This window comes from Acidiphilium iwatense (assembly GCF_021556475.1).
Classification (GTDB): domain Bacteria; phylum Pseudomonadota; class Alphaproteobacteria; order Acetobacterales; family Acetobacteraceae; genus Acidiphilium; species Acidiphilium iwatense.
Genome location: NZ_JAKGBZ010000054.1, coordinates 1 through 18,755 on the forward strand (window position 1 = coordinate 1; position 18,755 = coordinate 18,755).

Annotated in this window: 13 protein-coding genes and 1 pseudogene; 5 read left to right on the forward strand and 9 right to left on the reverse strand. The window is 68.6% G+C overall.

The window, feature by feature from the left end:
• A pseudogene (locus L2A60_RS17530) lies at nucleotides 1–111 on the forward strand (IS5/IS1182 family transposase); the annotation flags it as partial.
• A 200-nt stretch (nucleotides 112–311) separates the two neighbouring features.
• Here the strand turns inward: L2A60_RS17530 and L2A60_RS17535 are convergent.
• Nucleotides 312–1,313: an NAD(P)H-quinone oxidoreductase gene (locus L2A60_RS17535; protein ID WP_235705743.1), complete on the reverse strand. Its 1,002-nt coding sequence runs from the start codon at nucleotides 1,311–1,313 to the stop codon at nucleotides 312–314.
• A gap of 224 nt (nucleotides 1,314–1,537) precedes the next feature.
• Here L2A60_RS17535 and L2A60_RS17540 point away from each other — a divergent pair, with 224 nt between their 5' ends.
• Nucleotides 1,538–2,758 (forward strand): ABC transporter substrate-binding protein, encoded by a 1,221-nt coding sequence (locus L2A60_RS17540; RefSeq protein WP_235705744.1) that lies wholly within the window; start codon nucleotides 1,538–1,540, stop codon nucleotides 2,756–2,758.
• Between the two features lie 363 nt (nucleotides 2,759–3,121).
• Here the strand turns inward: L2A60_RS17540 and L2A60_RS17545 are convergent, their stop codons facing one another.
• The 4 genes from L2A60_RS17545 to L2A60_RS17560 are packed head-to-tail and all read right to left on the reverse strand — an operon-like array spanning nucleotide 3,122 to nucleotide 7,489.
• Nucleotides 3,122–3,775, reverse strand: coding sequence for a c-type cytochrome (locus tag L2A60_RS17545; protein ID WP_235705745.1), 654 nt, complete (start codon nucleotides 3,773–3,775; stop codon nucleotides 3,122–3,124).
• A 39-nt stretch (nucleotides 3,776–3,814) separates the two neighbouring features.
• Complete coding sequence (locus tag L2A60_RS17550; protein WP_235705746.1) at nucleotides 3,815–4,276, reverse strand: hypothetical protein; 462 nt, start codon at nucleotides 4,274–4,276, stop codon at nucleotides 3,815–3,817.
• 13 nt (nucleotides 4,277–4,289) lie between these two features.
• Nucleotides 4,290–5,486 (reverse strand): 4-hydroxybenzoate 3-monooxygenase, encoded by a 1,197-nt coding sequence (locus L2A60_RS17555; protein WP_235705747.1) that lies wholly within the window; start codon nucleotides 5,484–5,486, stop codon nucleotides 4,290–4,292.
• Between the two features lie 38 nt (nucleotides 5,487–5,524).
• On the reverse strand, nucleotides 5,525–7,489 hold the full coding sequence (locus tag L2A60_RS17560; protein WP_235705748.1) for a protein-disulfide reductase DsbD family protein: 1,965 nt from the start codon (nucleotides 7,487–7,489) through the stop codon (nucleotides 5,525–5,527).
• Nucleotides 7,490–7,535: 46 nt separating this feature from the next.
• Here L2A60_RS17560 and hrpB point away from each other — a divergent pair, with 46 nt between their 5' ends.
• Complete coding sequence (gene hrpB, locus L2A60_RS17565; RefSeq protein WP_235705749.1) at nucleotides 7,536–9,968, forward strand: ATP-dependent helicase HrpB; 2,433 nt, start codon at nucleotides 7,536–7,538, stop codon at nucleotides 9,966–9,968.
• Nucleotides 9,969–9,977: 9 nt separating this feature from the next.
• On the opposite strand, the gene L2A60_RS17570 is transcribed toward hrpB, so the two are convergent.
• Nucleotides 9,978–10,730: a hypothetical protein gene (locus tag L2A60_RS17570; RefSeq protein WP_235705750.1), complete on the reverse strand. Its 753-nt coding sequence runs from the start codon at nucleotides 10,728–10,730 to the stop codon at nucleotides 9,978–9,980.
• Nucleotides 10,731–10,892: 162 nt separating this feature from the next.
• Here L2A60_RS17570 and L2A60_RS17575 point away from each other — a divergent pair, with 162 nt between their 5' ends.
• Both L2A60_RS17575 and L2A60_RS17580 read left to right on the forward strand, forming a co-directional pair.
• Nucleotides 10,893–11,495, forward strand: a complete 603-nt coding sequence (locus L2A60_RS17575) for an OmpA family protein (protein WP_235705751.1) — start codon at nucleotides 10,893–10,895, stop codon at nucleotides 11,493–11,495.
• Between the two features lie 27 nt (nucleotides 11,496–11,522).
• The gene (locus L2A60_RS17580; protein ID WP_235705752.1) at nucleotides 11,523–12,479 is read left to right on the forward strand and encodes a hypothetical protein; all 957 of its coding nucleotides are present in this window, start codon (nucleotides 11,523–11,525) and stop codon (nucleotides 12,477–12,479) included.
• On the opposite strand, the gene L2A60_RS17585 is transcribed toward L2A60_RS17580, so the two are convergent.
• The 3 genes from L2A60_RS17585 to L2A60_RS17595 all read right to left on the reverse strand — a co-directional run.
• Entirely contained in the window at nucleotides 12,469–14,256 is a 1,788-nt protein-coding gene (locus L2A60_RS17585; RefSeq protein WP_235705753.1) for a serine/threonine-protein kinase, read from the reverse strand. The two genes, L2A60_RS17580 and L2A60_RS17585, sit on opposite strands and share 11 nt — an antisense overlap.
• Nucleotide 14,257: 1 nt before the next feature.
• The gene (locus L2A60_RS17590) at nucleotides 14,258–17,353 is read right to left on the reverse strand and encodes a CHAT domain-containing protein (protein ID WP_235705754.1); all 3,096 of its coding nucleotides are present in this window, start codon (nucleotides 17,351–17,353) and stop codon (nucleotides 14,258–14,260) included.
• Between the two features lie 2 nt (nucleotides 17,354–17,355).
• On the reverse strand, nucleotides 17,356–18,755 hold a 1,400-nt coding region (locus tag L2A60_RS17595), incomplete at its 5' end, for a hypothetical protein (protein WP_235705755.1).

An 18,755-nucleotide genomic window follows, 5' to 3' on the forward strand; every position in this document is an offset into this window, starting at 1 on the left:
TTCTTTGCCAAACTCAAGCAATTCCGCGCCATTGCAACGCGCTACGACAAAACCGCCAGAAACTTCCTCGCAGGCGTCCACCTCACCGCCACCGCTATCTGGCTTAATTGACGACACACCCTAACGAACGACATAAAAAGGCAACAATTCCCTTGATTTCAACTCGAACTCGAAATACGCCCCGTTGCCCAAAAAATAGGCAACGGGGCAAGCCGCTCGGCTTGCCGACATTATTGTACACTAATGTTAGTACCAGGTGTCTAACATATCTTGGAGTCGCCAGCGATCGTGGGCAGACCGAAATTGTCTCACTAACTTATCTGTAGTATTATTTTTCCGACATGTTTGCCGCTTTCCATCAAATGATGTGCGTTTGCGACATCAACCCATGGTAGCGCGGCATGGATGACCGGGCGTACCCGACGTTGCGCGAACCAGGGCCATACAATTTTACGCAGCGATGCGGCGATCGCGCCTTTTTCCGCAGTGGTGCGCGGCCGCATGGTCGAGCCGGTGACGGTGAGACGCTTGAGCATGATCGGCAGGAGGTCGAGTTCGCTCACCTTGCTGCCCTCCATGAAGGCGATCTCGACCAGGCGGCCGCCGTGCCGGAGCGCGCGCAGATTTTTCTGGGTGTAGGGCGCGCCCACCATGTCCAGCACCACGTCGACGCCGTCGCCGCCGGTCATCGACTTGATTTCGGCGAGGAAATCGCTCGCGCGGTAGTCGATCGCGCCAGCCGCGCCAAGTTCGAGGCAGGCGGCGCATTTTTCCGCCGATCCCGCGGTGACGAAAATCTTCGCGCCGAACGCGGTGCCGAGCTGGATCGCGGTGACGCCGATTCCCGAGGTGCCGCCATGGACCAGGACCGATTCGCCGGGCGCAAGCCGCCCGAGATCGAACAGATTGGCCCAGACGGTGAAGCAGGTTTCCGGCAGGGATGCCGCCTCGATGGCGGTGCAGCCCTCCGGCCAGGGCAGGCATTGCGCCGCCGGCACCGCGACATATTCGGCATAGGCGCCGCCGTTGCAGAGCGCGGTCACCCGGTCGCCGGCGCGCCATTCGGTCACCGACGCGCCGCAAGCGGCGATTGCGCCGGCGGCTTCGAGGCCGAGGATCGGGCTGGCGCCCGGCGGCGGCGGGTAGAGTCCCTTGCGCTGCTGGATATCCGGCCGGTTCACCCCGGCGGCTTCGACCCGGATCAGCACCTCGTCGGGCTTCGGCGCCGGGGTCGGGCCGGTGACGATGCGCATCTGCTCCGGCCCTCCCGGCGAATCGAGGACGACATGGCGCATTTCGGTGGGGAGGGTCATGGCCGGGCTCCTGATCTGTGCTAATTCGCGGTTAACATCATAGTCAGGATGATCGATCAACCTCGTGTGGTGGTTCTGAAGTTCCTAAAAGCGGCCGCCGCATATGCGTAGGAACTTCAGAACCAAAAACCACACGAAAATCATATGTTTGCCAGTGTCCTTTCGATTCGGAAGTTCGTATGGTGCCGGGTTTGATGATAACGAACTTCCGAATCGGGACACTCGTGACCGCTGATCTTACCCGCCGCACGCTGGTCGGCGCCGGCCTCGCCAGTCTCGCCTTGTCGAAAGCCTCGATTCCGCGGGCGATGGCGGCCAGTGCCATGACCCAGGCCGAGCCGGCGGCGTCCATCGTTCTCGGCGCCTTGTTTCCTTTTTCGGGCGCGCAGGCATTGGCGGGGGACGAGGCGTGGCGCGGCGTTGCGCTCGCGGTTCGCGCGGCGCGCGGCGCCGGGATGGCGCCAGTCCGGCTGATCCGCGCCGATGCCGCCGACCCGGCGCGCGCGGTCGATATTTTTGCGAAAAGCGGGGCGAAATCCGGGCCGGTGACGGCGATTCTCGGCACCGCGTCCTCCACGGCCTCGTTCGCCGCCACGGCGGCGGCGGAACTCGCCAAGATCCCCTATGCCGAACTCGACGCGCCGGCGGATGCGATCACCGCGCGCGGCTTCAAGATGCTGATCCGCACCGGCCTGACCACCGCCGATCTCGCCGCGTCCGCCAGTGCCGCGATCGCCGGGGTGATCGCACCCGGCTGGCACAGAGCGGCCGATACGCTGCGCATCGGCCTGCTGTTCGATGTCGGCGCCGCCGACGGCTCCTTCGCCGCCGCGATGATCGCCGCGTGCAAGGCGGCGAAACTGCCGATCCTGCTGACCATGGGCTATGCCACCGACGCGATGGACCTCGCCGCCGAGGTGGATCGGATGAAGCGCGCGCGCATCGACCTGCTGGTCCATGCCGGAAGGCCGGCACATGTATTGCTGCTTTACGAGGCGATGGACGTCGCGTCCTGGCGGCCGCGCATGATCATCGGCGCCGGAAGCGGCTATGGGCTGTCGGAAACCGGGTTCGCGCTGGGGCCGGCGATCGGGAACACGATGGCGGTCGGCTGTCCGCTCTACGCTTCGGGCGGGGCTTCCGCCGCGATCGCGGCGGCGTATCGGCGGCGCTACGCAACACAGCCGCGCGGTGCGGCGAGCCTGACCGCCTATGTCGGCGCGGCGCTGGTGCTGCAGGCGCTGCGCGGCGGCAAAACCCTGCCGGGGGCGCTGGCCGCGATCGACGCGCCGCGCGGGATGCTGGCCAATGGCTGGGGTGCGGCGTTCGATGCCTCGGGCCAGAACCGCCGCAGCTTCGCGACCTTGCAGCAATGGCGCGGCGGCGCGCTGGTGACGATCGATCCGGCGGTCAAGGGTGCGGCGAAGCCGGTCCTGGAACTTTGATAAGCCCTCATACCATGTCTCGCTGATCGCGACCCATGGTATTCGCTCTTTATGTTCGCGCGCGCGGCCCGCCAACCCGCGCGCATACCAAATCTCATGAGTCGAGATTCATGAGATTTGGTATCAGACGCCGGGCGGAGTTGCGCAAGATTCCGGCGATCCGCAGGATCGCTGGAAGCGCAACGGAGGGGGCGCTTCCACGCCATCGCGCCGCAAAGGCGCGTCCCGCGTCAGGGGCTTCCGCAGCTAAAGCTGCGCGTCCGCGTTGCGGCGGAGTGGCCAAAGGTTCCGGCAATCCGAAGGATTGCTGGAATGGCCATGGAGGCCGGCGGCGAAACGAGCTGACGCTACGTTTCGCTGTAATTATTTTCCATTCGATGACGGCGACGTGCTGGTCGGCGGCAGCGCGGCGAAATAGGCGGCGACCGCCTTGATCTGCTTCGGGCTGAGATTGACGGCGACATCACGCATCAGGTGCAGATTGGTCTCGTTGCGCGAGCCCTTTTGCCATGCGGTGAGCTGGTTCGCGAGATACTGTTCCGGCTGGCCGGCGAGGCGCGGAAATTCCGGCGGACGGCCCAATCCGCCGGCGCCGTGGCAGGAATCGCAGGCGGGGATCGCGCGGGGCGTGCCGGCGCCCGCACCCTTTGTCGCCAGGGTCGCGCCCAGATCGCCCTTGGGGGCGGCCGGCAGCGTGGCGGGAGCGACGACCGGCAATTGGCTGAAATAGGCGGCGACCGCTTTGCGGCTCGCGTCGTTCAGCCCGCCCGCGAAGCTTTTCATCATGTGGTTCTGGCGGCTGCCGTGCTTGAACGCATAGAGCTGCTGTTCCAGGTATCCGGCCGGCTGGCCGGCCAGGGCGGGAAACCCGGCGGCCGGATTGCCCATGCCGTTCGCCTGGTGGCAGCCGGCGCATTGCGCGACCTGCGGCGGCGGATTTGTGCTTGCCGCCTGGGCAGCGGCCAGCCCCGCCGCCATGATCGCGCCGCCGATGATCCATGTTTTCAAATCGCCCATCCGAGCCATCCCCATCTCACCATTGCCGATCATCCGTCACTACACGGTCGGGCCGTTCCGATCCATCCGGCACGGTGCCGGCGCGGGCGGTATCGGCGGTGCGACGCTGCGGGTGACGGCGAATGCCGAGCAGGCCGGGCCGGCGATGTGCCCGGCGATCGTGCTGCCGTCCCGCCCGACCATGCCGGACAGCGCCACCCGGACATAGAAAGGCGGGCGGGCGAGCCAGCGCGCGGGGTTCAGGGTGATGCGCCGCGTCGCGGCGTCGTATCGGCCGCGCATCATGAAGCAGCCTTGCGGCACGTGCGGGTTGGCGGCGAGGGCGTGGAAATAGAAGATCGCGCTGATCCGGCTCGGGCCTTGCGCGGTGATTTGCAGGGCGAGCGCGGTTTCGCCCTGGGCGCAATCGTAGCTTCCCTGCCAGAGCCCGACCGGCGGGGACGCCGCGGCGGCGCTGCCGGCCAGTGCCGCTGCGAGGGTGAGTCCGGCGAGAATGCGCATGATCCGGTTCCTTTCAGGCGAGCGGCAGCCCGACGTAATTCTCCGCCAGCGCGGTCTTGCCGGCGACGGAGCTGGCATAATAATCGAGTTCGGCGTGCTGCATGCGCCGGTCGAAGGCGGTGTGGCCGTCGAACCGGTGCATCATCGAGGTCATCCACCAGGAAAACCGCTCGATTTTCCAGATCCGCGCGAGGCAGGTTTGGGTATAGCGTTCGAGCGGCGCCGGGTCGGCACGGTTCAGCATGGCCTCGATCGCGCGGGCGAGGATCGCGGCGTCCGCGATCGCCGCGTTCAGCCCTTTGGCGCCGGTGGGCGGCACGATATGCGCGGCGTCGCCGGCGAGGAACAGCCGTCCGTCCTGCATCGGTTCGGCGACGTAGGAGCGCATCGCGGTGACGCTTTTCTGGAAGATCTCGCCGGTTTGCAGATGGAATCCGTCATGGGCGAGCCGGAGCGACAGCTCGTCCCAGATGCGGGAATCCGGCCAGGCGGCGATATCCTCGTCCGGCGCGCATTGCAGATAGAGGCGGCTGACGCTGGATGAGCGCATTGAGAGGAGGGAAAACCCGTTCTGGTGGCTGGCGTAGATCAGTTCGTCCTTCGCCGGCGGCGCCTTGGCGAGGATGCCGAGCCAGCCGAACGGGTAGGTGCGGTCGTATTCGCGCAGGCGCTCGGCGGGCAGAGCGGCGCGACCGATGCCGTGAAACCCGTCGCAGGCGGCGACGATGTCGCAGGCGAGGAATTTCGATTGACCTTCATGCATGTAGCGGATGACCGGCTGGCCGGTGTGGATGTCCGCGATGCCGGTCGCCTCGGCCTCGAACAGGATCTCGCCGCCGGATGCGAGGCGCGCCGCGATCAGGTCGCGCACCACCTCGTGCTGGCTGTAGAGCATGACGTGCTTGCCGGTGAGCGCGGCGAAGTCGATCCGGTGCAGCGCGCCGTCGAACAGCAGGTTGGTGCCGTCGTGGCGAAAGCCGATCGCGTCCATGCGGGTGCCGAGGCCGGTTTCGCGCAGCAATTGCGCCACCTCGTATTCCAGGATGCCGGCGCGGATGCGGGTTTCGACATGGTCGCGGGTGTGACGTTCCAGCACGATGCAGTCGATGCCGGCGCGGGCGAGCAGATGCGCGAGCATCAGCCCGGCGGGCCCGGCGCCGATGATGCCGATCCGGGTGCGCCGGGCCGGGCTGGCGGTTCTGGCGGTCATTCCGGTGCCATCATGAGGCTGGCGGACCTAGGTGTCCATCACTTGATGGCGCGGCGGACGATCGAGGGCGTGAGGATTTGCGGCAGGATCACCGGCTTGCCGCGATCCGGCGGGTAGAACACGTAGAGCGGCACGCCGTCCCGCCCATGGGCGGCGAGATAGCGCGTGATCGCGGGAGCGCGCCGGGTCCAGTCGCCGACCATCAGCGTGACGTGGCGGGCGGCGAAATCGCGCTGGATCGCGGCCGGTTCCAGCGCGATACGGTCGTTCACCTGGCAGGTGATACACCAGGCGGCGGTGATGTCGACGAACACGGGCTTGCCGGCAGCGCGGAGTGAAGCGAGCTTGCCGGGCGAATAGGGGATGGAATGTGGCAGGGTCGTCCGCGCCGCCGCATCGGCCGGGACGATGCGCGGCAGGAGGGCGGCTGCCGCGATCACCGAAACCACGGCGAGCCCGCGCGCGAGCAGGAAGCGGAACCGCAGCAGCCAGAGCGCGAAGCCGATCAGCACCGCGCCGGCGGCGACGATCAGCGCGCCGTCCGCCCCGGCCTCGGTGGTCATCACCCAGAGCAGCCAGGAGGCGGTGGCGAACATCGGGAAGGCCATGAACTGGCGGAGCACGATCATCCAGGCGCCTGGGCGGGGCAGGATGCGCGCGAGCGCGGGTGCCAGGGCCAGAGCAAGGAAGGGCAGCGCGATGCCGAGGCCGAGGGCGCCGAAGATGCCCAGGGCGAGGACGATCGGCGCGGCGAGGGCGGCGGCGACCGCACCGCCCATGAACGGCGCGGTGCAGGGGGTCGCGACCAGGACCGCGAGCACGCCGGTGGCGAAGCTGCCGGTGGTGCGGTTCCGCATCGCGATGCCGGGGATTTCGTACAGGCCGGCGAAGTTCAGGCCGATCGCGACGACGATCCAGGCCATCACCGCGATGAAGGCGGGCGACTGGAACTGGAAGCCCCAGCCGAGTGCTGCACCTCCGGCGCGCAGCACGATCAGGACGATGCCGAGGGCGAGCATCGCCGCCACCGAGCCCGCCGTGTAGCCCAGCGCCTCGCGCCGGGCGGCGCGCTTGTCGTCATGGCCGAATCTCGCGACGGCGAGAGCCTTCATCGCCAGGATCGGAAACACGCAGGGCATCAGGTTGAGAATGAGGCCGCCGAGCAGCGCCGCGCCGATCCAGACGATCCAGGGTGTCGGCATGGTTGAGGGCGCGACGCCCGGTGTCGCGGCGATGGTCAGGGCCTGGACCTGCCCGGTGGGGTCGGTGATTTCCAGGATGCCGGCGAGGACGCGCATCGGTTTCGAGCCGGCCGGTTTCAGGTCGAGCACGAAGCCATTGCGGATGAAATGCAAAGGCTGCGGCGCGGCGTTGACGATCGCGTCCGGGCTGGCGGGGAAGACATGCGCGGTCTTCACGGCGGTTCGGGTCAGGCCGGCGCCGGTAACGGTCAGATCGCCGCCGGGCGCGATGGTCGCCGCGAAGGGCGACGGGCGCGGCATGGCCGCGCGGGCTTTGGCGAACAGGCCGGCCTCGCGCGACGGCCCGGCGCCGCCTTGCAGGCTCAGATTGAACCGGCCCTGTTCGGGCACGCAGATTTTCGGGTTGCAGACCAGCCAGCGCGCTTTCGCCGCGATGGCGGTGGCGCCGGATGGCAGAGTCGCGGTGAACGGGAGAAGCACCGTGCCGGTTTCGACGTAGTCGCCGACGCTGCCGGCGACCAGCCAATGCGGCGGCGGATAGGCGAAGGGGCCGGCTTTGGCGCCCGCCGGGGCGGTGAGTTCAAGGGCGGGGGGTTCGCCGGCATCGCCCGGATCGGACCAGTAGATGTGCCAATCGGGCTTGAGCCGGAACAGCAGGCCGAGGTGGAGTTTTGTGCCAGTTGCCGATTTCGTGGCGGAGATCAGCGAGACGGTGTCGCGCGCGCTGGTCACCCGGTTGCTCTCGGCGGCGCGGGCGAACGCGGGGACAAGCAGCAGGGCGAGAAGCAGCCAGCGCATCATCGGCCGATTATCGCATGTCGGGCCGATCGGTGCTAACCGCCCGGCGATGGATGCGCTGCCGGTCGCCGAAATGTTACCCGCGCTGAACCGGGCGCTCGCGGCAAAGCCGAACGCGGTGCTGATCGCGCCGCCCGGCGCGGGCAAGACGACCCTTGTGCCGCAGGCGCTGCTCGCGGCGGACTGGGTGCGCGGCGGCAGGATCATCATGCTGGAGCCGCGCCGGCTGGCGGCACGGGCGGCGGCGGAGCGGATCGCGAGTTTGATCGGCGAGGCACCGGGCGGACTGATCGGCTACCGAACCAGGCTGGAGCAGGCGGTCGGGCCGCGCACGCGGGTGGAAATCATCACCGAAGGCTTGTTGACGCGGCGGCTGCTGAGCGATCCGGGGCTGGACGGTGTGACCTGCGTGATTTTCGACGAAATCCACGAACGCAGCCTGGAGGCTGACCTCGCGCTCGCCTTGACGCTCGATCTGCAGCGCGGGTTGCGGCCGGAATTGCGGCTGCTCGCGATGTCGGCGACCGCCGATGGCGCGCGGTTGGCGGATTTACTCGATGCCACGGTGATCGAGAGCGCGGGGCGGGCGCATAAGGTGGCGGTGGAGCACGCCGCGCGGGATATCGCCGATCCGCGCGACCTGCCGGAGGCGCTGGCGCGGGCGGTGCGGGCGGCTTTGGCGGCGCATCGCGGCGATATCCTGGCGTTTCTGCCCGGTGTCGGGGAAATTCGGCGGGCCGAAGTGGCGCTTGCCGGCGTCGCGGCCGAGGTGGTGGCGCTGTTCGGCGATCTGCCGCCGGCCGAGCAGGCGCGTGTGCTCGCGCCGTCCGCCGCGCGGCGGGTGATCCTGGCGACCAGCATCGCCGAAACCTCGCTTACCGTGCCGGGCGTGCGCGTGGTGGTGGATGGCGGGTTTCGCCGCGCGCCGCAATTCGATGCCGGGTGGGCGCTGACACGGCTGGTCACACGGCGGATCAGCAAGGCGGCGGCAACCCAGCGCGCCGGGCGGGCCGGGCGCGAGGCGCCGGGGGTCGCGATCCGCTTGTGGACCGAGGCGCTGCATCGCGGACTGCCGGAATTCGACCGGCCGGAAATCATCGACGCCGAATTGTCGTCCCTGGTGCTGTCCTGTGCGGCATGGGGCGAGCGGAGCGAGGATTTGCGGTTTGCCGATCCGCCGCCACCGGGCGCTTTGGCGTCGGCGCGAGCGCTGCTGCGAAGCCTGGGCGCGCTCGACGGCGATGGGCGGATGACCGGACGCGGCCGGCGCATGGCGGAACTGGGGACCGCGCCGCGCCTTGCCGCGATGATGCTGGCGGCGGAGGCTGCGCCGGAACAGGCACTTGCCGCCGATCTCGCGGCGCTGCTGGAAGAACGCGACCCGCTGCGCGACGCCGGGACCGCCGAGATTTCGCTGCGGCTGGAGGCGATCGCCGGGCGCAATGGAGGTGATCGCGGCACCATCGCGCGAATCCGGCAGGCGGCGGCGCAATATCGCGCGCGGCTCGGGCTGCGGCGCGATGCGCCAGCCCACGGCGATGCGGCATTGCTGATCGCCGCCGGGTTTCCCGACCGGATCGCGTCGCGGCGCGGCGAGCCGGGCAGTTTTCGCCTTGCCGAGGGTGGCGGAGCGAAGCTCGATCTCGCCGATCCGCTGGCGAAGGCGCCGATGCTGGCGGTGGCGTCGCTCGGGGGGCGCGGCGCGCCGAAAATCGGCCTCGCGGCGGTGCTCGATCCCGAGAGTCTGACCACAAGGCTCGCCGACCGGATCGTGACGACGCGGGATGTGGCGCTGGATGGCGCGTCCGGCACGGTTCTGCTGCGCGAACGGCGACGCTTGGGGTCGCTGGTTCTGGCCGATCGCAGTTTTCCGGCATCGCCCGATGAAATCGCCTCGGCGTTGCGCGACGCGGTGATCGCCAAGCCCGAGCGGCTGGGCTGGAGCGAGCCGGTGCGGCAGTTGCAGGCGCGGGTCGGCTGGATGCGGAGCATCGAGCCGGAAGACTGGCCGGATTTTTCCGATGCGGCGCTTCATGCCACGCTGGATGACTGGTTCGTGCCGTATCTCGCCGGGTTGTCGCGGCTGAAGCAGGCCGAGGCGCTCGACCTCGCGGCGATATTGCGCGATGCGTTGGGACATGAGCGGTCGCGGCGGCTGGACTCCGCTGTCCCGGAGCATATCGCCGCGCCAGGGGGACGTGTCGCGATCGATTACACCGCGCCGGCGCCGGTGGCCTCGGCGCGGGCGCAGGCGTTCTACGGATTGGATGAAACGCCGGGTCTGGCCGGCGGGAAACTGGCGTTGCGGATCGCGCTGCTGTCGCCGGCCGGGCGGCCGATCGCGGTGACCGGCGATCTGGCGGGGTTCTGGCGCGGCGGCTGGGCGGATGCGCGGCGCGACATGCGCGGGCGCTATCCGAAACATGACTGGCCCGAAGAGCCCTGGCGCGCGCCGGCACGGCCGGCACGGCCAAGGCGGTGAGTTAAGCCGTTACTTCGAGGTCGAACCGGCCGGAGTCGAAGCGGGCGGCGGCGGCGCCATGCCGGGGCCGTGCATCGGCTCCATCATCATGTGCCGCATCATCATCCGCCGCATCATCGGACCGTGCGGATGGCGCCAGCCATGCGGCGGATGCGGCGGGGCGATCCGGGTCAGATCCTTGAAGTCGGGGCCGATCTGCCGGACCAGGATCATTTTGCCCAACGCATTCGCGGTGCCGAAGCCGACGGCGGCGATGCTCGTGCCCGGCTTCAGCATGGCCGCGACCGGCGGCTTGGCGAGATCGGGCGGCGGCATGTGCAGCGCGGTGCCGTCATCGAGCAGAACGCCGTTCTTGCGGCCGTCCGGGCCGTAGAGATATTGCGCGATTTTGCCCTGCGCCATCATGCGCCTGACGACACCGAGCTTGCCGTTATCGGTGACGGTGCGGTTGGTCGCGTTATCGGTGATCGAAACTCCCTGCACCACTTTCTCGCCGGCGACTTTCAACCCGTGGATCGTCACCTTGTCGCCCAGCTTCGCCGCATAGGCGATCTGGGTCGAGAGATAGGGTGGGAAGACCGCATCGGTGCCGTCCGACAGGATCACCCCGTCGATCGAACCGCGCGGTGTGATGGTGAAATGCTCGAGCGTGCCGGAATAACTCGGCAGCGCCGAGACTTTGGTACCTGCGGCGTTCACGGCGCCGGCGCCGAGCAAGGTGGCGGCAGTGCAGGCGAGGAGCAGAAATTTCGTCCGTGTCATCATAGTCTCCAATCGGTCAGTCCGGCCCGATGGTATGGCCGGATCGCGCGTGCCAAAGCGTAACCGATTGAAAGGGAGTGTTGTGGCTTCGGGGCGCCGGTGCTGGAAATCCCGTTCCTTTGGCGTTATAGACGCGCAACCAGCCTTTAGAAGGAGCGGATCATGCGTCTCACCGGAATCGCCGCGATCGTCGCTGCCGGCGCAGCGTTCATACCATCTGCCCGGGCGCAGTCTTCCGGCCCGTCCGCCCAGCAGATCATCCAGGCGCTGAAGCCGACGGGCTCGGTCTCGGCGACCACGCGCGGCATCGTGCCGCTGGCGCCGGGCTCAACCCCGCCGGCGCCGGCCACCCAGGCGAAGCCGACCGCGATGCATATGGGCGGCGCCAAGGCCGCTTCGGCCACGCAAGGCGGCATGCCGTCGATCAACCTGAATATCGACTTCGCGCTGGGCTCGGCGCAGCTCACGCCGCGGGCCAGGACCGAACTCGACCGGCTCGGCCGCGCGCTGACCGACCAGTCGCTCGCCGCCTATCACTTCAAGCTGGTCGGTCATACCGACACGACCGGCAGTGCCGCGACCAATCTTGCTCTGTCCAATGCGCGGGCCAAGGCGGTGGCGGATTATCTGCGGACCAAGTTCGACATCGCGCCGGCGCGGCTTGCCGCCTATGGCGTGGGCGAGAAGGATCTGCTGGTGCCGACCGGCCCGAATACGCCGAGTCGCGCCAATCGCCGGGTCCAGGTGATCAACGCCGGCACGTGACGCAACGGCGGCGCCGGAAGCAGCATCGTGGCGCCGCCACCCCATTCTGGCCATCGCGCCTCGGGAAATCTCGATGATACGATCAGGCTCGCGCCGCGGCGGCGGGGGCCTCGCAATATCGTCATTTTATGTGCCGCTGTCGCGATCGTCCTGATCGCCGGATTTGGGCTATGGCTCGGGCTGCGCCCCGCGCCGTTTCCGCTGGCGGGCGAAGCGCGAATTTTCAGCCATGTGACCAGGCGGTTCACCGTGTTCCGCTTCCGCGACGATCCACTGGTTCTGGTGGTGGATTGCCCCGGCCTGCACGCCCAGGGGCTGATGTTCGACCGGCTGGCGGCGCTGATCGAGAAGGCGGCCGCGCCGCGCGACCAGGTGCTCACCACAGCGGAATTCGCGGCAACCCTCGCCGCCGCCCATGCCAGCGTGGGCACTTATTATTACGGCGACGACTATCCCGCCGCCGCGATGCGGCGCTTTTTTCGCCTCGCGCGCGCCGAGGGCGTGGCGTTGAACCCGCAGGAGCGCCGGTTGCAGGCGATTTTGCGCCGCTCCGGATTCCTGAAACCGGGCGCGAATGGCGCGGTGATCTCGATTCCGCAGGCGGGGGCGGGGCATCGGGTCACGCCGCTCGTCCGCGCGGTGATCCTGCGCCATGAACTCTCCCACGGTGCGTATTTCACCCTGCCCCGCTACCGGGCGTTCGTGCATCGCTTCTGGAACGACGTGATGACCGCGAAGGAGCGTGCCGCGTTCCGGGGATTTTTGACCAGGCAGGGCTACGATCCGCGCGAGCGCGAACTGATTATCAACGAGACCCAGGCCTATCTGGTGTTCACCCGCGACCGGGAGTTTTTCCGCCCGAGCGCGGTCGGGCTGCCGCGCGCGACGGTGGATGCGCTGCGGGCGCGCTTCATCGCCGCCATGCCGGATTTCTGGCTCAAGCCGCTGGCGACCGCGCCTTTGCCGTCGGCGCCTACTTCCTGACCGTATCGAGCAGGATGGCGGCGGTCGAGATGTCGGCGCCCTGTGATTTCAGGCCGGACAGGGCGGTCTTGAGTGCGGGCAGGAAGGTCGTGATGTCCGAGGACGGGGATTTCGGCAGGATGTCGATCGGGGCCGAACTGGCGATCGCGAGGATCATGTCCTCGCCATAGGGTGCGCCGACCGCCCATTGCGGGCCGGGCTTCCGGCCGAGTTCCAGGGTTCCGCCGGCCTGATGGAGCGATGCCGGCATCTGCGCGCTGGGATAGAGGCGATAGATCGAGCCGCTGCTGGAGACGTAATCGACCTCGACATAGGCGGGCCAGGACGGCAGGCCGAGTTCGACCACGATATGCTGACCCTTGGCGAGCTTCGTCACGTTGCCGACGAGATGAAGATCGAGGCGCTGGTCCGGGTTCGCGAAGACCGGCGCGAAGGGCCGGATCGCGCCGATCAGGCCGCAATACGGGCCGTCGAAGCCGCGATAGAGGAGTCCGACCTGGATCGGCGGGTGGCTCAGCGCGGCTCGCAGTGCCGGCACGGCGGAGACGCCGACCAGCCCGTGCAGGTCGGCGCGCGTCGCGGTCGTCGTGCCGTGCAGCAGCGTGCAGGGAACCGGGGCGATGGCGGCGGCGATGGATGACCGTATCGCCGCGAGATCGGCTGGCTTGGGTGCCGGGGTGGGCGGTGCGGCAGCAGCTTTTGGCTGCGGCTGCGTGGCCGGTGCGGCTTGCGGCGGCGCGGCTTGCTTCTGGGGTTTGGGTTTGCCGCCAAGCAGCAGAAAACCGCCACCGGCGGCGAGCAGCAGGACGATCGCCGCGGCGGCGGCGATGATCGGCGTTCTGCTCTTCGGCCGTTCCAGCGCGGTAGCCGGCTGTATCGCGGGCGCCGAGGCGGCCGCGGGACGGGGTGCGGGTCGGGCCGTCGGCGCGATCATCGTCGCGTCGCCATCCGCCGGTGCGTCGCTCGTGTGCAGCGCGGCGGCAAAATCGCGCGCGGACGCGAACCGATCCTCCGGGCGCTTGGTCATCGCGCGGCGGACCACCGCATCGAGCGCCGGCGTGACCGAGACCGACAGCGCGGAGGCCGCCGGCGGTTCGGTGTTCAGCACCTTGTGCATGATCCCGGTGACCGAGCCTTCGAACGGTTTTTCCCCGGTCAGCAACTGATAGAGCAGCACGCCGGCGGAATAGATGTCGGTGCGGGCGTCGATGGTCTGGCCCATGAACTGCTCGGGCGACATGTAGGACGGCGTGCCGATCATGGTGCCGGCCTGGGTCAGGCTGCTGCTCTCGATCCGGGCGACGCCGAAATCGGCGAGCTTCACCCGGCCGTCCCTGGTGATCATCACATTGGCCGGCTTGATGTCGCGATGGATCACGCCATGGTCGTGGCTGTAGGCGAGGCCGGCGAGCAGTGCCTCCATCATGCGCAGCGCATCCGCCACGGCGAAGCGCTCGCCCCGGTCGAGCAGGGATTTCAGCGTGTCGCCCTCGACGAATTCCATCACGATATAGGCGAGGGTTTCGGTCTCGCCGTAATCGTAGACGCCGACGATGTTCGGATGGGTCAGCCGCCCGGCGGCCTGGGCCTCGCGCTTGAAGCGCAGCAGATCCTCGGCCGCTTCGGGGTCGTCGGCGCGGTCGAGGCTGACGGTCTTGATGGCGACGCGCCGGGCGATGATCGGATCGAAGCCTTCATAGACGGTGCCCATCGCGCCGCGCCCGATGGCGCGGACGATGTCGTATTTTCCGAGCGTGGTGAAATCGGTCGCGGCCATGTCAGAACGTCCGCTTCGCGGCACCGACAGGGTGGTACGTGGCGACGCTTGCTGCCTGCTCGCCACCGTCGCCGATCACTACGAACGGCGCCCAGTAGAATGGATTGGCGAGCTTGGCCGAGACTCCGCCGGTGCCGGCACCGTCGATCAGGGCGAGCTGGGCGCTGCGCAGACTGGACGCGGCGCCGCCGTCGCTCCCCGAGGCGATATGCTGCAGCGTGGTCGCGACCAGATAGGAGCTGACCTGATCATTCACCGCCCACTGCGTCACCATCAGGCCGCGCGCCCCGGCGAAGAAGAAGGCGCGGGCGAGGCCCGACAGCGCCTCGCCGCCGGCGCGGCCGTTGCTGCCGCCGGTATTGCAGGCCGAGAGGATGACCAGATTGGCGTCGAGATGCAGGTTGGTGATGTCGGACGTGGTCAGCATCGCCCGGTTCGCCGATCTGGCGCCCGGCGGCGGCGAGGTGACGATCGCGGGTTCGCGCGCGCAGGGCAGTTCGGAGGGCAGCAGCGCGTGGGTAGCGAAATGCAGGATGCGGAACTGCTTGAGGTCGGCGCGTTCGATATCCGGCACGGTGAAGGCTGCGCCGAGCAACTGGTCCGAGGCCGGGGCATGAAACACCGCGCGCGCGGCGGCGAGTTCGAGCTTGGCATAAGGCAGCGACGGCAGGCCGGCGAACAACCGGGCGCTGTTCGCGCAGGCCGGGCCGCTGAAACTCGCCGCGGCCTCGGCTTCGGTCACGTGGTCGAAATCGCCGAAGCCGAACCAGGGCTGGCTCGCCTGCGAGGTGCCTTGAATCCGGCGCAGCGAGACGAAATTCGCCGCCGCCGGCACGTAAACCAGGCTCATCCGGCGGATCAGCCAGGGTGTCGCCCTGAGATCGCCCGCCTGGGCCGGGCCGGCCGGCAGCAGCGCGAACGGCAGCGACAGCAGCGGGCCGGAGGGCGCGATCACCATGGCGGTGGTGTGGATCAGCGCGGATTTGAACGGTGCAACGGTCGCCTGATAGATCGCCGCCGCATCCGTCATCGCGAAAGGCGGCAGGCCGGATTGGGTGGGCTTGAGGCTGCGGCGCACCGCCTCGACCAGCCTGGTCATTTTCGCATCGCCGGTGCCGGAGCGCGCCACCATCATTTTGCCGTTCTGCAACAGGAACAGCCAGGCATGGTGCGACGCGAGCATGATGTCGAGAAATGCCTCGTGCGGGTGCAACTGGGCGAGGACACTCCTGGCCGGCACCGATTCCTGCACCAACTGGCCGAAATTCGGCGCCGCGGCTTCCACCGCCTCGTCGGCCTGCGACAGGGTCCGGCTCGCGGCGGCGATCCGCGCGTCGAGTGCTGCGAGCGCCGGTTTCGAATTGCCGTGGCCATGGGCGAGATCGTCGCGCGCGCGATAGAGCCGGGCGAGTTCCACCACCGCGTCCTGATGCGCGCGGATCGCGGCGGCGACGGCTGGGCTTTTCGAATTGGCGGCCAGCCGGGCGGCGGTTTCGGCGATTTCCTGGCTGGTCGTGCTGCCCTGGGCGAGTTCGGCCATGCCGAACATCTCGGCGTAGAGCGCCTGGGCGTCGTTCGGCGTGTGTGTGGCTTGGGTATCGAGCGCTTCGAGGCAGGGGGCGATCAGCCGCGCCGAGGTGCCGAGACGCAGCCGGCGCAGCAGGGACACGCCCTGGCGGCAGGCCTGGATCGACTGCGCGGTTTCGCCGGAACGGGCCAGCACGGCACCTTGGAGCAGCGAGGTATCGGCGACCGGACGCGAGCCCGGCAGCGCCTGCGCGAAATCGCGCGAGGCGGCGGCGAGACGGCTCGCGGCGGCGCCGTTTTGGCCGGTGGCGGTGTCGATCGTCGCGGCGGTGCGGTCGAGCCGCGCCTGGAGGATCGGCGGGGTGATGCCGTTGGCGACGGCGATCATCGAGGAGCGGCGGATCGTCGCGGCGGCTTGCTTCGGGTGGCCCAGGGAAGCCTGCACCACGCCCTGGTAGCGCAGCGTCTCGATCACGCCGAGCAGAGCCTGCTGGCTGACCGGGCTGAGCAGCGTGGTCTGCGCGGTGAGGATCTGGGCGGTACCGCCGCCGGCCGACAGGGCGAAGCCGGTGCTTCTGGTCGCGACCAGGGCGTGCGGCGTGATCAGCGATGCCGGCAGCAACGCCGCGTAGCCGCGTTCGGCACCGGCGAGCAGCGCCTGTGCCTGCCGGTCATGCCCCTGATTCAAGGCATCGAGCCCGCGATAGTGGAGCAGGCGCGGGGTGGCGGTGGCATCGGCCGATTTCGGCGCCAGGGCCTTGGCCTGGGCGAACAGGGTGTCGGCCTGGCGGTAGCGCCCCTCGTCTGAAAGGTTGAGCGCCAGATCCATCATCGGAGCAACCGTGTTCGGATCGGCGGGGCCGAGCGCCTTCTGCTGCAGCGCGAGCGCCGCGCGATAGGCGGTGACCGCTGCCGGGTAGTCCTCGGCCTGGTTGGCGTTGTTGCCGACCCGCATCAGCGCCTCGTATTGGCCGATATCGCCGGAGGTGAAGGCGGAGGCGGCGAGACGGTCGGCGAGCAGCCGGTCCGAAATCGCGACGGAGGCGTTACGCGCGGCTTTCGGGGCGACCACCCGGCTCGCGATGCCGATTGCCCGCTGCATCACCGGAAAGGCCGGTTGCACGCCGTCGGCCAGCCAGGCGCGGCCGCCGATCAGGGCGGCGATGGCGACATGCGGCCAGCCGCCGATCCGCTGGGTGCAGAGCAGGATCTGCGCGGGGTAGCGGCCGAGGATTGTGGCCGGCTTCGGTGCGGCACAGGCGTAGCGCTGTTCGAGACCGGCGCGCCAGGAGCCGGTTTCGGCGAGCTGCGCGAGGCCGGTGGGATCGGTCGCGGATCCGGCGACGACCCGCGCGCTCGGGTGATGCCAGGTTCCGCAATAGACCAGCGCGCCGTGCGCCGTGCGGGTGACGGTGCAGGCTTCGCCGCTGCTGCTGCGGCCGATTGCGTATTGCCGGCCGGTGATGGATGTCGCGGCCGAATTCGTCACATAGGCGGTCGGCGGCGGCTGTGCGCAGCCGGCGAGCACCATGAGCCCGAACATGCAGGCCAGAGTGATGAGGCGGCGCATGGTCAGTAGTCCTTGGCGGCAATGCCCGGTAGCAGGACATTGCGGTCGAGCCGTCGCCGGCGCGTCGGGTTGAGGTCGAAACTCTGGAGCGGGCTGGCCTGCGGCAGGGTCGCGACCGGCAGCACGGTGCAGTTGACCGAGCCGATGATGCAGCTATTGAACCGGTAATTACTCTGCGGGATGGGTACCACGGCTGCGTTATGCGCGGCGGTGGTGCCGGCCAGATTGCCGAGCGTGCCGGTGAAGTTGACCGCTCCCGCGGCACCACCGGAAACCAGCAGGAATTTCAGGTTCAGATGGCCGTTTGCCTTGCCGGCGCCGAGATCGAGGACCATGGTGGTGTTGGGTGCGTTCAGGCTGGCGAATGTCGCGCTGCCATCCGGCTGGAGGATGACGAACACCGTATTGGGCTGCCCGGCCAGGCCCTGGGCCGCGGCGGCCGGGCCGGTATCGATGACGAAGGTGCCGGTCTGAATCAGTTGCTGGGTCGTCCCTTCGGTCACGGCGAGCACGGAATCGATGCCGGACCTTGGCGTCGCCCCGACCTGGGTGCCGGGCGGCGGGGCCGTACCGCCGATGAACAATCCACCGCCCGCCGCACCGTCGAGCAGCATCTGCGCGGTCGCGGTGATCGAGACGGCGCGCGCGGAGACCGGGCCGGCGATGGTCAGAGCGGTGCCATCCTGCAAGGTGAACAGATGGCCGGTATCGGTGAAGCCGCCGAGCGTTCCGATGGCGTTATCGCCGGTCAATGCGATGTCGCCGCCGATCGCGCCCGCGCTTTGCAGCATCAGGGCATCGATCGCTCCGCTCTCGTCGATCGGCCCGGCGCCGCCGAGAGCGAGAGTGCCCGGCGTTGCGATGGTTCCCGGTATGGTCATGCCCGGCGCGGTCAGGGTGATGTCCGGCGCGTTCACCGAACCGGAGACCGTGAGCGGCGTGGCGTCCGCGAGGTCGAAAACGCCGTTGGTGACGATGAAATTGCCGAGTGTGGCGATCCGGTTGGTGCCGGTGAGCGCGACCGCGCCGCCGATGGCCTTCAGGCCGAGCAGGGTTGCGGCGTCGATCCTGCCGGTTTCGGTGATGGCGCCGGTGCTGCCGAGAGCGATGGTTCCGGCGACCGCGATGGTTCCCGGTATCTCGATCTTGGGAGACGTGATCGCGGCATTTTGCGCGGCGAGAGGGCCGCGGATGGTAAGCGGCGAGCCATCGTCCAGGGTGAAGTCGTTGGCAGTGGCGAAATCAGCGAGCGTGGCGACGCTGTTATGGCGTGCGAAATCGACCGCGCCGCCGATGGTGCCGAAGCTGGCCAGCGTGCCGGCGGTGATGGCTCCGGTCTCGGTGATCGCGCCGGTATCGCCGAACGCGATTGTGCCGGGCACGGTGAGGGAACCGGCGATCA

Bases quoted from the DNA above. Each gene is read 5' to 3' on its own strand.
- L2A60_RS17535 (WP_235705743.1), bottom strand. From the start codon at position 1,313: ATGACCCTCCCCACCGAAATGCGCCATGTCGTCCTCGATTCGCCGGGA.
- L2A60_RS17545 (WP_235705745.1), bottom strand. From the start codon at position 3,775: ATGGGCGATTTGAAAACATGGATCATCGGCGGCGCGATCATGGCGGCG.
- L2A60_RS17550 (WP_235705746.1), bottom strand. From the start codon at position 4,276: ATGCGCATTCTCGCCGGACTCACCCTCGCAGCGGCACTGGCCGGCAGC.
- L2A60_RS17555 (WP_235705747.1), bottom strand. From the start codon at position 5,486: ATGACCGCCAGAACCGCCAGCCCGGCCCGGCGCACCCGGATCGGCATC.
- L2A60_RS17560 (WP_235705748.1), bottom strand. From the start codon at position 7,489: ATGATGCGCTGGCTGCTTCTCGCCCTGCTGCTTGTCCCCGCGTTCGCC.
- hrpB (WP_235705749.1), top strand. From the start codon at position 7,536: ATGGATGCGCTGCCGGTCGCCGAAATGTTACCCGCGCTGAACCGGGCG.
- L2A60_RS17570 (WP_235705750.1), bottom strand. From the start codon at position 10,730: ATGACACGGACGAAATTTCTGCTCCTCGCCTGCACTGCCGCCACCTTG.
- L2A60_RS17575 (WP_235705751.1), top strand. From the start codon at position 10,893: ATGCGTCTCACCGGAATCGCCGCGATCGTCGCTGCCGGCGCAGCGTTC.
- L2A60_RS17585 (WP_235705753.1), bottom strand. From the start codon at position 14,256: ATGGCCGCGACCGATTTCACCACGCTCGGAAAATACGACATCGTCCGC.
- L2A60_RS17590 (WP_235705754.1), bottom strand. From the start codon at position 17,353: ATGCGCCGCCTCATCACTCTGGCCTGCATGTTCGGGCTCATGGTGCTC.